The organism is Bifidobacterium olomucense, from assembly GCF_012932375.1.
Taxonomy (GTDB): domain Bacteria; phylum Actinomycetota; class Actinomycetes; order Actinomycetales; family Bifidobacteriaceae; genus Bifidobacterium; species Bifidobacterium olomucense.
On record NZ_JAAIIG010000002.1, the window covers coordinates 126572 to 139799 of the forward strand.

8 protein-coding genes are annotated in these 13228 nt (G+C 65.0%); 7 read left to right on the forward strand and 1 reads right to left on the reverse strand.

What is annotated here, in order from left to right:
- Positions 1–2274 precede the first annotated feature (2274 nt).
- From G1C97_RS02610 to G1C97_RS02640, 7 genes are all read left to right on the forward strand, one after another.
- On the forward strand, positions 2275–4512 hold the full coding sequence (locus G1C97_RS02610; RefSeq protein WP_169240401.1) for a hypothetical protein: 2238 nt from the start codon (positions 2275–2277) through the stop codon (positions 4510–4512).
- A 538-nt stretch (positions 4513–5050) separates the two neighbouring features.
- The gene (locus G1C97_RS02615) at positions 5051–6019 is read left to right on the forward strand and encodes a hypothetical protein (protein WP_169240402.1); all 969 of its coding nucleotides are present in this window, start codon (positions 5051–5053) and stop codon (positions 6017–6019) included.
- A 522-nt stretch (positions 6020–6541) separates the two neighbouring features.
- The gene (locus tag G1C97_RS02620; protein ID WP_150380438.1) at positions 6542–6961 is read left to right on the forward strand and encodes a hypothetical protein; all 420 of its coding nucleotides are present in this window, start codon (positions 6542–6544) and stop codon (positions 6959–6961) included.
- 645 nt (positions 6962–7606) lie between these two features.
- Entirely contained in the window at positions 7607–7960 is a 354-nt protein-coding gene (locus tag G1C97_RS02625; protein WP_169240403.1) for a hypothetical protein, read from the forward strand.
- Positions 7953–8477, forward strand: coding sequence for a hypothetical protein (locus G1C97_RS02630; protein ID WP_169240404.1), 525 nt, complete (start codon positions 7953–7955; stop codon positions 8475–8477). The genes G1C97_RS02625 and G1C97_RS02630 overlap by 8 nt, the downstream gene beginning before the upstream one ends.
- Before the next feature lies 1 nt (position 8478).
- Complete coding sequence (locus G1C97_RS02635; protein WP_169240405.1) at positions 8479–9978, forward strand: hypothetical protein; 1500 nt, start codon at positions 8479–8481, stop codon at positions 9976–9978.
- Between the two features lie 318 nt (positions 9979–10296).
- Positions 10297–11511 (forward strand): hypothetical protein, encoded by a 1215-nt coding sequence (locus G1C97_RS02640; protein ID WP_169240406.1) that lies wholly within the window; start codon positions 10297–10299, stop codon positions 11509–11511.
- Positions 11512–11742: 231 nt separating this feature from the next.
- Here G1C97_RS02640 and G1C97_RS02645 read toward each other — a convergent pair whose 3' ends face one another.
- Positions 11743–12960: a hypothetical protein gene (locus tag G1C97_RS02645; protein ID WP_169240407.1), complete on the reverse strand. Its 1218-nt coding sequence runs from the start codon at positions 12958–12960 to the stop codon at positions 11743–11745.
- Between the last annotated feature and the right edge of the window lie 268 nt (positions 12961–13228).

The following is a 13228-nucleotide window of genomic DNA, read 5'->3' on the forward strand; positions in this document are numbered from 1 at the left end:
AGGAAGCTCCGCGCCAGAACCAACGGAACCACGAACCTCCTCAGCAACCCACGAGTCAGGGAACAACACAACCGGCGGAAGAACAGCATCAACCTTCAAGCCCAACACACTCAAGTCCACCGCGCCACGGAACACAGAACGCCCCACCGAACGACCGAACCGATCGAAGTCACCCCAACCACTCACCCAACCCTTCACTGGCCGCTCAACCAACACGCCATACTGAGCCAACGCCAACACCGACACGAACCCACTCGGATGCCCCGAACATCCAGAGAACACACGAGGGAACTGCACCGGCACACCCTGAACCCTAACCACACTAACCATGGCCACCAAGATACAACCCACCACGAAGCAAGCCAGCCACAGCACAAGCACAACAAGAACAAGAGGAAGAACGAATCAAGAACAAGCGCGGGTGGTCCGGGTTATTCCCATGACCAAGCAGGAGAAGAACGAAGCAAGAAGAAGCGCGGGTGGTCCGGGATAATCACCGAACAACCCGCGCCTACCCGCGTTGCACGCTTAGCTCATTGACCCCCACGCAGCACGCGCACAACACCGCCAACATGGCCGCGCGGCCACGCCACGAACCACAGGAACGCCACGATACGAGGAGCTCCAAAAAAAAAGAAGACCGCCCCAATGGCCGCGCGGCGAGCGCCCCCACCACACCACCAGCCACGACACGCAACACGCACACGCCACGCGCACGCATTACGACCCTGCACAGGCCACATGACCAGTAGCTCGCGACGCCGCGAGCCCGCTCAATAACCATAATGGTCACGAGCAATAACCCGGACCACCCGCGCCACCTCAGGCAATCATGGTCAATGCATTGCCTACCAGTAACGGGCGGTGGTTCCCTCGCCACGCGCGAGCGTGGCCGCTCATTGATCGCATGCAGGGTTCGTCCACCAATGACCGGGGCGGTGCTCCACGCGCGTCGGTTCGCGCGGGGTCACTCGCTACCCGAGGATTGGCAGGAGGGCACCGGGGGCGCGGCGCGTATTCCTCCCCCGGTACTGATGGTCGGTCAAGCACCCGGTCGCGTGCGAGTGGGTGCTGTCGCTTCCCGGTTCCCCTTGAGCGCTGTCGCGTGCGAGTCAAGGGGAACCACGCGGGGCACGGGGCGAGTGCGTCGCCCCGGTGTGATTGATGAGGGTGAGGAGTAGCGCGGGTGGTCCGGGTTATCGCGTTAATCCCGGACCACCCGCGTTGGTCCTGCGCGTTGGTCCTGTTGCTTGTTCCTCGTCTTGTTGTTCGTCCCGCTTCGTGGTGTTCGCTCATGGTGCGTGTGTGATTGTTGCTCGTCGCCATGCCCGTTGTTGGTTGCGCGTGGCCGGGGCGCGCGTCGTGCCCGGCGTTCCTCCTTGTGGTGCGTGGTGGTGTTGCGCACGCTGGTCGTGCGCGTTGGTTCTGTCGCTTGTCGATTGCTCCGCTTGTTGGTGCGGCTTGTTGTCGCTCACTGATGCGCGGGACCATCAATCATTCAAGACCATCCGCGTTGTGCTGTGCGTTGCGTGGCAGTTGCGCGTCCCGCGTTGCGTAGCGCGTTGCGGTCTGTGCCACGTATGTCCTTCTCGATGCGCGCTGCTTGTTGCCGCGTGCGTTGGTTCCGTCTTGTCGCTCGTGCGTATGTGCGTGCTGTGTGTTGCTCGTGCGTTGTGTGCACATCATCCGCGTGCTCGTGTTGTTGCGTGCGCATCATACATGTGCGTTGCATGACGCTCCTCACGTGCGCGTGTCTTGCGGCGGCGCTCCTTGATTGTTGCGCCGTTCGCCGTGCCGCGCATCGACGCCTCGCTCGCTGCTCGTTGCTGGTGATTGTCCTTGTGTGTATTGGGGAATGGCGTTGAGGAATGGCGCGGGTGGTCCGGGTCCATTCGTTGTGCGTGGTGTCCGGCCGCCCCGTGGCCGGCTCCCCGTGCGGGGTCCTCGCGTCATGATTACTGCTTGGATCCGGGCTGGGTTAGCGGGTGTCCGAAGCTGGTTAATCTTGACGTTGTATGCCCCTGTATCGGCGGTATTCCAACGTTCTTGGGGGTGTTGGGGACGGTGACGCGACACGCTTAGCCGCCGTTCCCGGCTGATTCGGGCAGAATCCTGACGTGGTACGGGGTCCGGGCGGGGCGCGGCGGATATGGGGTTCTTGCGTGCCACGTCAGGATAATGGCGGTTCCCGCGCATGGTGTGCGGGTCCGGTTCACGTGTGGTTGTGCCGTGTATCGGTTGGTTGGGCGCGCTTGACTCATTGGGGGTGTTGTCATGACGCGTAGGGGCGGTCGCATTCTGACGGAGTATGACGTGTTGATGTTGGACGCGGTGAACAGGTTCCAGGCCTGCAGCACCACGGACCTTATTCGGTTCGCTGGTTCCTCCGCGCGGAACCAGTCACGCACCGTCGCGCGGTTATGGACGTATGTTCAGGACGGGTTCCTCAGCGTGTATGGCGGTCCGTCAGTCGGCACGTACATCTGGTCGCCGACGAGCAAGACCTCGAAGCTGCTGCACTCATCCATCTCCTACTCCGACGCTTCGGCGCGCGAGCACACGCTGGGGTTGTCGTCCATCGCGTCGCAGCTCATACAGTGCGCGTTCGCCGAGGAGGAGGACACGCTGGGCCGCGGCTTGGCGTCGAACGACTTCCTGACGTTGGACGAGTGGGAGGACTTGGAGCCGGACGAGTGGGAGCGGCTGCGCGACGAGATGCGCTCCGGTTCCGCGGGCGTCGTTGCGGAGCACGAGTACCGTTCAGTCTGGGCGTTGATGATGGCGACGATTCGTCAGCGGGTGAAGAACGCCATGGCCGAGAACCCGTACGCGGATCCGGAGGACGTGATGTCCTCGGAGCGCGACAGGTTCATCGGACGGTTCCTGCACGACTGCGCCACGGCTGAGCCGGACGAGCCGGGTTCCGCGTACGCCGCTTGGGGCGAGGTCGAGGCGGAGCGCGACTACCCGTCGTACTGGAAGTGGGTGCTCATGGGCAGGGGCCTCGTGTTCGACACAAGGTCGCTGCGCTGGTTGGATTCGCGTTCGTTCCGCAACGAGTCCGCGCTGAACCCGGACATGAATGACTCGTGCATCCACCTCACCGACCATTGCGCGGACATGGTCATCGCACGACCCGGCGGCTCGTTCGCATTGGAGCTGGAACGCAAGCCGAAGGACGAACCGTTCGCGTACGAGCGCACCATCCTCGGGTTCTGCACGCCGCAGGCGATCGCGACGTACCGCGCGTGCCTCTGGGTCGTGACGCAGAAGCACACGCGCACGCTCCTCGAACGCGCACTGAACAACGTGGCGAAGTGGCAGGCGGATTGGCGCGGGGACGACGAGCTGATGATGGTGCCGCAGATCGTCCTCGACGCCGCGACGGTGAACAACAGGAAGATGGAATCCGGAGCGGACATCACCATCGGCGAACTCATCACACCCGGCGAACAGCGGAGACGCGAGATGAAGACCGTCAACGAACGACTCAGGAAGGTACGCGCGAAGCACGCGGAGCATCAACGCGAGCTACGGGCGAGGAAGCGCGAACGCGAAGCGAACGCACTCGCGGAGGCGAAGGCGAAGCACATCCTCTTCATGCAGCAGCTCCGCGACGGCACGCCAAGCATCGAGGAGGCGACACGCGCCGCACGACCGGTAACGACCGGCGCGAGCAGCACCGGCGCGGGTCTCGACGCAGTGGACCTCGGACCCATGCCCGTCGAAGCGCAGCCGACGCCAGCCGACGCGCGACCCGCACCAGTTGATGCGCAACTTGATGCGCAGCCCGCGCCGCAACACACACGCCCGGTGACGCAACGCGCGCCACGCCCCGCCCCGCGCATCGACGCCTACGACACGCAACACGGCAACGCACCGCAGGTGCAGGCGCCATCCCCCGCAGCGACAACGCCGCAGGTGGCGACGCCTGTGATGCAGACGCCGGTGACTCCGACACCAGTGACGCCGATGCCGGTGATGGAGCAGGCGCACGACATGTGGCAAGCGCCAATGCCGGAACCAGCACCAGTGCAAGCGCCGGAGCAAGTACAGGCACCTGAGCGGGCGACGACGCGACCGGCGACGACGAGCACCGCACCGCGCGGCGACGGCTACGGGTCCGGCGTGTTCCGGCGCGGGATGCGCACACCACAGGCACCGACACCAACACCGTCACAGCCGGAACCGGCGGAGGGTTCCGTGTTCCGCCGGCCGCTGGTGCGACGCACACCGACACCGGTACCGGCTCACGACATGAACGGCCGTGACGACGCGAGCGCCGACGCCGCCGCGACTCGGCCCGCATCCGCACGGTTCCTCGACGCGGTGCACACGCAGGAGCCCGCGCCCGTGAACCCGTTCGCGCAACCCGCCCCGCAACCACAACAACAAGCCGCCGGTAGCAGCGAAGCGCCAAGCACGAACAACGAGAAGCACGGGTACGACTACATCGCCGCCGCGCAGGAAGGCGAACACCTCCCCGCACCCGGCGAGTCATTCCTCGACTGACCGACACGACGCGGGTCCACACGAACAACGAACCCGCACGATGACGAACAGCAAGTAACGCACAACAAGGCACGGACACGGACGAAGAACAGGAGAAGACGGAGGTGAGGAAGCGGCGCGGGTGGTCCGGGTTAATCACAAGAACAACCCGGACCACCCGCGTTGCGTCATCTCCTTCTTCACTCAGGACCAGCCGTGTCCGTTCCTCCGGTCCCCTCATTCGTTCTTCTTCCCGTTCGTCCTCCGCGGGTTCCCTCCTATATTCAGGACCACCCGCGCGTTGTCCGTCGTCGTTCTCGTTGTCGCGCTGGTCAGTGCTTGTTCCTGTTCTTGTTGCCGCTGGCGTGGTCGTGCTTCGCGTGGTGCCGCGCGTCGGGTCGCGTGGCGGCTCGTCGGTTAGATGGTGTGTAGGGAATCCGGTGCCGGTGTTCTGCTTGGCCCGGTGCTTGGGTGATTGGAGTTCATGATGCTGAGGTCGGTTGTTGGGGGTCTCGTTGATTCGGGGTTCCGGCCGGAGGATTACCGGTGGGTTGACCCCGTGGAGTTCGCGGAGTCGCATGGTTGGAGGCCGTCGTCACCGTTGGATGTTCCGGATGGTGAGCCCGGCTTGGCGTGCTCGCGCGCGGGTGTCGCGTTGCTGTGCCTGCGTTGGGATGATTCGCCGATGCGTGAGGCGCGTGCGGCGGCGAGGCGCGCCGGGTTGTCGGAGCGGAGGGCGCGTCGCGAGGGCCTGCTCCGGTTCCCGGATTGCTCGTGGCGACTCGGCCTGTACTACGGTGACGCGGACCCGACGCGCTGCGAACCCACGTGGGTCGATTGGGATGGAGTGAACCGTGACGTGCATGAGCGGAACGTGGCGGGCGTCGCCCCTAAGGTGGAGCGCTGGGACCGTGAGCATCACCGCCCAGTGAGCAGCCAGGTCATCATGGCGATACAGCCACGCTCGTACATCGCGCATCGTGACGCGTGGTCGAACCTCACCGGGCTTCGCGGCGACGACCTGCCGGTGATGAGAGTGACGCTTGATGAGCAGGCGATCGCGGACCTCACGGCGACGTCCGTGCCACGCGCGTACTACCTGCTCGGACTCACGCCCGTGGAGACGCGCACCAGGTACGTGCCGGCCATAGCGATGAGCGAACTCCTCATGCTGACCACCGTGTATGACTTCGACGTGTTCACCGCCACAAGCACGAAGGACCTGCGCGAGGTACCCGCGTGGGGATTACCTGCGGTGATTGACGCGTACCGGTCCATGATGGTGAAGCGCGCCGAAGCGAACCGGCTCCTCGGCGTCGCGCTCGGACGCACCCGTGAATCAACGGACCCCGTGCGCGGCTCCACGGCAAGGACCACGTTCAACGGCAAGACCACCACGCGACCGCGACCCGTCATCCCGCCAAGCAAGATACACGCGCCAGCCAACACGAAGCGACGCGGACGACGGTTCCGCCACCCCACGATGCAGGACCTCCTCGTGAAGGTATGGCACCCGACCAGCAACTAAGCGACACGACCAGCAACGCACCAAGACAAGCACACCAGACATGACGGAGAAGCACGGAGGGAACGCGCGCGGGTCAAGGGGCAAGAAGAACCAGACGGAGAAGCATAAGAACGAGCGCGGGTGGTCCGGGATAATCACAACGAACATTCCGGACCACCCGCGTTGCTTCTTCATGGTCCTTCCTTGACTCGTCCGCTTCTTGCCCATGCTGTTCCGGCGTTGGACCGGTTAGATGATGTGCGAGTCGCGGTTCGGCTTCCCGCCTGTTAGATGATCGCCGACTGGCGCTTATGCCGGTTAGATGATTGGCAACTGGCGTTGAGCCGGTTAGATGATTCCCGACCGGTTGGATTCCGGTTAGATGATTCGCAGCGGATGATGGGTCGGCGGGATTCGCCGGTTAGATTGTTCGCGAGGCCGGGTGGTGATGGTCGCCACCCGAGCGGGACTGGTTGGTCCCGCGGTGACGCCTGGCGGTTCGTTCCCAGACCACGGGACGGGCGCGTCGGGGGATTGGAACTGATGATGAACGGCATGATGGTGAGCGATGCGATGGGCTCGGCTTCGATGAGCGTGCGCGGCAACGCGTTCGGCAGCCGTCTCCGCGAGGCGCGTGAACGGCTCGGTCACGGTGCGCGTAGCGTCATGGACGCGCTGCGCGGCGAGGATGGCGCGATGGACTTCAACGCACTCATCACCCCGAACAGGCAGCACCTCGGCATGAGCGACCTGCTGCTGAGCAACATGCCCCGCCAGGCCGCACCGGTGAGCGCGCGTAGGGGCGCATCCATCAGCGACCTGCTCGACATGAACGAGGTACTCCCCGCGGTCCACGCGGATGGCAGCATCGACTCGTTCCTCGACATGGGCGACGGGTCCGACGCCCATGGCATGACCGTGGATGACCTGTTCAGCGACGAGGACATGTTCGCCCTCGCGTGACGCACGCGAACACATTGGGACTTGCCCGCCGCACCAGCGGCGAGCGCACGTACAGGACACTCAATCACAGGAAGGACAAGCATGGTTCAATAGCGTCGCCCCGGCCATAAGCGACGCCCCACGGGGCGGGCCGGTTGCGGCGCAGGCTCTTACCGGGTTCCTTGGAGGGGCCGGTGCAGGTGGGCGACCACAGGCACCGGCCCCTCCCCTATTCCCCAGCGCCAACACAACAAGAACCACACATCACATCATCAACGCCACGCCCACGCACGCGACAATGAAGGAGGCGAAGAGGATGGGGGCAGCACGGGGATTGGCGCGGGTGGTCCGGGATTAACGCGAACAACCCGGACCACCCGCGTTGCTTCTCTTCATGTTGCTTCTCCCCCGCGTTGCTTCTCTTCGTCCTCATCACGCGCGTTGGTTCTGATTCTCTTCGTTCCTCATCACGCATGTTCGTTCTTGTGCTGTCGCCTTGTTCGTTCGTTGTGCTCCTGCTTCGTGTTGTGCGTGTGCTTCGTGTGATTGGGCTGGTCGCCATATTGGGGTGTTGCGTGCTCGTCGTGCGGGTTCACGCCGGTTAGATACGTGGTGATTCATTGGGGCGCGGCGGTTGTCGTCGCGCGGATTGATTGGGGGTTCCTCATGAGTGTTGGTTCAGGCTCTTCGGAGTCGTTGGTTGATTCGTACCTGAGGGAGGTCGGTTGGGTTCGTTGCCCGAGCGACCCGGGTGCGGCGGGGCGTGTCGATGCGTTGATGCGCGTGCTGGCGTCCTCGGGTCATGGCGAGCTTGCGATGCGCGTGTTCGACCTCGTCGCGTTGCGGCCCGTGGTTGCCGGCTGGTTCTTGGAGTCCATGGGCCTGCTCGCGACTGATGGGTATGACGACGCGGACGTGGAGCGGCGCGCCGCGCTTGAGGGCGTCGTCCGTTCGTCCCTTGACCGTTGCCTGCGTGAAGCCGGCCTGATTGTCGGTGAGGATGGTGGTTCCGATGAGTGATTCGATGAACGATGAGTACGACCGTATCGATGAGGCGATCAGCGCCGCCATCGACGTCGATGAGCTGATGGGCATCGAGGAGGAGACGCTCAAGTCGATGCATCGCGTGCTCGTGGACCTCGACCCTGGGACGCCGACGGCAGGCGTGCTGTTCGGGCTTATGGATGAGGCCCATGAGGCGGACGCCTCCCTGCCTGTGGTAGCCGAGCAGTGGGGCGACTACATCGCCGTGGATTCCGATTGGGTCGGGTGGTTCGTGCATAGCTACCGGCTGCTTGGCCTGCGCCACTACGACGAGTGCGTGTACTGGAAGTACGCGGCGCGGAGCCTCGGCGCGGCGTACCGGTGGCCACGCGATCTTGACCGGCTCGTGGAGGACATCGCTACGAGCTACCACGACTGGTACCTCACGCTGAAGCTGGAGGCCGAAGGCGTAAGTGCCGATGACGAGGATACCGATGACGGGGATGACGCGGATGATGCATCCGCGCCCGACGTCACGGGGAAGGAGAAGTGACATGTTGAAGGACAACGAGAACACGACGGCCCCGGAGGATTGGGAGTCCGCGTTCCCGACACTGGACGACGCGGCGCTGGACGCGACGACTGATGACGTCGACGAGACGGAGCTCGCCGCGCTTGACCGTGCCGCGCGCACCGGCGCGTTCGACGCGTTCGACGTGGATGACGCGCCGCAGCCGCACGACGTGACGGTGCGCACGCCCGAGGAACTCGCCGCCGCATCCAACGAGGCGAAGGCGCAACGCGACGCGGAGAACGCCGCACGTGAAGCGTACGAGCAGCCCGCCGACCCGTTCGAGGCACTCGCCGCGGAGGTGGACGATGGCATGTTCCTCACCAGGAAGCCGGGCGACACAGCAACTGGGAACACCGGCACGAAGCGAAGCGCCCGACGGTCGAAGCGCGAACGGAAGCCGAAGCAGTCACTGCTGGAACGCGCGCGCATGGGCAGGGACCGGGACCGCGGCGACATGCTGCAGGACCGCTCCTTCTACGTGCGCGACTTCGGGGAGACGCAGGCCGGCGTCGCCGTGACGGCGGCGACCACCACCGGCGAACTCCTGTACGGGTACATGCTGCAGATCATCAGCACCGTCATCGCCTACCCCGCGTACCGGGCGGGCTGGTGGCTGAAGCACTGGGGACGCGAACCAATACTGAAGAGCGAGTACAGCCAGTTCGTCCTCGGAGGCAAGTCCGTCCTCCGCCTCTACGGCAAGTGGCTCACGATGCTCGGCGACATGCTCAGCCGAACCGTGGACCGCGTGAAGGCGCAGCGACGCGCGACCCTCGAAGCGCACAACCTCGCCGGGCTCGACGCACGCGGCGTCGTACGCACCATCAGCCAGGCCATACCCGTCCAACCAACGAACACACCAACGGCGAAGGACGGGAAGCAACCAGCCAAGCCCGGCGAAGCGGGACTCACCGACGACGACAAGCAGATGCTCGACATCGCAGCCGACCTCGACCCCGCGACAAGTAACGACATCGAACTCGTCAAGCCCGGTACACCATTCACCATGAACGACGACGAGACGGAGACCGACCCCACCCCAGCCGCCGACACCACCGAAGCCGACGCCGGGGAAGACGCAATCCACACGGACGACACACACGAACCACAGGAAGCCGAACCGGACACCACGACGGCGACGCACGAACCACACACCACGGAAGCGGCAGACTCACAGCACCACGACGACACGCAACAGACGCGCGCCACGAAGGACGACCACGGGACACCAACCAACACACAAGACACCGCCGCCGCAAGCACCACCAGCAGGGAACCCAACCCCTTCGAACTACCGACGCTTGAACCGACACTGGAACCGAGCGCAAGCGGGGAAGCCGATACGGAACCCACACCAGCCCCACTGACGGCCACACGCACACGACCAGTCACACGACACCGGCTCGGCGCACTCATCGAAGCGCAACGCACCAACGACAACGCGACGCCACAAGCCGCAACGACAAGCAACGCCGCCTGACGAAGAACGAAGAAGGAGAAGCACAAGGGAACCAACGCGGGTGGTCCGGGATAAACACAAGAACATCCCGGACCACCCGCGTTGCTTCTTATGTGCTTCCGTTGCTGCTTCGGTGCTGGTCCTGCTCGTGCTCGCGTGACCCCTTCTTCGCCGGTGTTGGGTTCACGCCCCTGATGGATTCCCGGAATTATTGCGGGTTCGTTCGCGGATCATGCGTCGCGCGCGTTCCGGCCGGTTAGATGTATTGCGAATGGGGAATCCGGAGGTCGGGTTCCCCGCGCGGCCGACCACCGCGGTGTTGGGAAGGATTGGAACATCATGTGGAACATGGACGTCGACTGGGATGCCGATAACGCGTACTACCAGCAGGACGATTACGAGCAGGAGCATGGCGGCGTCACCGGTCTCGGTGACGATTACGAAGGGTTCAGCTGCGGCTACCTCGATGAGATGGAGCGGCTGGACGATGACGACGCGGACCGTTGGCTCGAAGCGCACGACCCCGAGGTCGACGCGCGGTTCGACGCCAACGCCGACGAGGACGAGGACGAGGAGACCTTCGACGGGTACCGCTCCATCGACGTCGATGACGATGACGACGAGGCCGGGTACGTCGACCTGACGGATGACGGGGACGTCGCCGAGCCGAAGCCCGCGCCCGTGGCCGCGCACACGCCGAGCCGTTCGACGCGCGGTACGCGCGCGCCGTGGATGCTCATCGCCGAGTGGACGATGGACGAGGCCGGCATCACGGACGAGGGCGCCGAGCGTTGGCGGGATGATGATTCCGTGGCGTGCAGGACGCCGTTCATCCCCGTCGGCAAGCCGCCCGTCTCCCCCGTGACCCCGGAGGAGGCCGCGGTGTGGACGAAGTACATGCCTCCGGAGAACCCCGAGAACCACGTGGGTCTCGACGACCCGCTCGTGAAGCTGCAGGGCATCGTGGAGGGGCGCTGCGTGTACGAGCTCGTCGGCTCATCAATGGCGGACCCAGCGTACATGATGAACCACGTCGCGAGGAGCGGGGGCGTGGACCCATGGCTCGGAATACCGAGCGGCGGCGCACGACAGGACCCGGAGTACGTCGCGTTCCTGCGCCGCGAATGCCCGACCGCCGCGCGCAGCGTCATAATCCGCGCACTCGACCCGAACCCGGAACACATGGCGGAGGTGATGCGCGTCATCATCAGGCACGCCCCGGACCCGACCCACGTGGACGAACGGTTCGGAGCATCACTCAACGACTACCTCACCATCATGGAACTCGCGATAGGCGCGCGCCCGCTCGACATCACAAGCAACGCGGACCTCGACGCCATCGAACACGCGCAGGTCCTCACACCCAGCCAGGTGCAGGCGCTACGCGACCTCGGCCGCGACGCCATCGAACCGGACGGGAACGTGGCCACGCTCCCCCAGTACAGGAAGCTCGACGCACCGCCGCACATGCGCGACCTCCCCGAACACACCAACCTGTACGCCGGCACGGACGACCGGTCGGGAACGAACCTCCTCACGCTCCTCGCCTCCTGACGCACAGCGCCACAAGGAGAACAGCACCGTCGCCGGACGAACCGGCACGAAGGGAGGAACACAGGAGAAGAACGAACGCGGGTGGTCCGGGATTATCATGAATGTCCCGGACCACCCGCGTTCCTCGTTCTTCCTTCCTCGTTCGTTCTTCGTCGTTGTTCGTTCTCGTCTTCGCTTCGCCGGGCCGCGTGCCAGCGTCCCCCTTGCTTGATTCCCGTGTTGCGGTGATGGTCACTCGTTGGTGATCGCCTGGGGGTGGTGGATGCCGCAGTGCGTGGCGAGCCTGCGGATCCATTCGGGGTCGTGTTCGTCGAGCACGTCCTCAAGGGCGAGTTCGATGGGCAGGCCGTGGAGCTCGTCGTCAGGGTCGTCGTGGCGCATGACGGCGATGCTCTTCCAGAGGATGCCGTTCGTGTCGGCGTCGCAGAGCTCGTCGTCGGCGTTCCGTGCGGCGCGTGATGATTCCGGTTCCGGGTATCGTCTCGCCCATGCGGCGTACGCGGCGTTGTTCTCAATGAGCGAGTACTTGATGCGTGACCATGGCCGGGCGTTCGTCGCGACTTGCTCATCGATGTTGTCGCTCTGCTTCTCGTGGCGTTGCGTGCTGGGCGATTGGCCGAGCAGGAGCAGTGACGCTGTCGGCGCCATGCTGGCGGGCCCGATGGTGACCTCGCACCAGTTGCGCCTGCAGGCGTTCGTGCGGTACCAGCGTGGCCGCGCCTGCACCGGCAGCCGCTCGTACTGTATCGACATGAGCGTCAGCGCGAGCCCGTCCGCCTGCGCCTCGTACCGTTCCTCTATCTCGGCGCGCGCGTTCCTGCGGTCCGCTCCGCTTGGCCTCGTACTGAGTACGCCGATACGGTCGCGCATCGCGGTGACGACGCCGGGCGCGCACTCCGGCCATGCCCAATCACCGAGGTCGGGAAGGACGGCGGCCCGGTTCACGAGCTCGATGATGGGCGTGGCGTCCGCGGGGGCCAGCACCGAGCCCGGCTGACGATAGTAGCGAGTCTCGAACCCGCCGCCCTCCATGAACGCTAGCCGTTCCTGCGACTCGCCGGGCAGCGAGGAGTAGCCGCGCGCCGCGAGCTGCAGCTCATCCATCACGATGTTGCGCCAGTCATCCCGCACCCTGTCATGGTCGCCCGAACTGCAGGACACGTCGAGCGCGGCTTCGAACATCACGCCGTACGCGAGGAACGCCTCCTCGACGTCGACCAGCTCCGGACCATCCCCGGTGCAGTCCTCGAACGCGTTGGCCGCGGCGAGCACCGCGTCGGGGTCCATGGGCATGGACGCGCCCGGCCATCCCTCCCCAACCGACTCGCGCGCCCACGCGACGAGCATCGAACCCTCCTCGACCACGTGGTCCCAGTCACGACGGATGAGCGCGCGGCCATCGCCGGCGCCGGTATCCCATCGACGCATCACTACCTCCAACACGTTCATCAGCCAATCCTCCCCATGGTCCCGAACCGCATATCCGAACGACACACGGCATCTAACCGAGACCAAGCACGAGCGGCACGACCAACACGGCGCAGCAGTCACCGCGCCGCACCGCGATCATGAATGAGGGGCGACGCCGTGTGATGCCGACGCCGCCCCTCCGTGCAACTTCCGCCGAGCGTTGGATGGTCCCCCATGATGACCGCATGGAGGTAGCGGCGCAGGAAGGAGTCACCTCACGCCGCCCGCTCGACACCTGGAGAATATC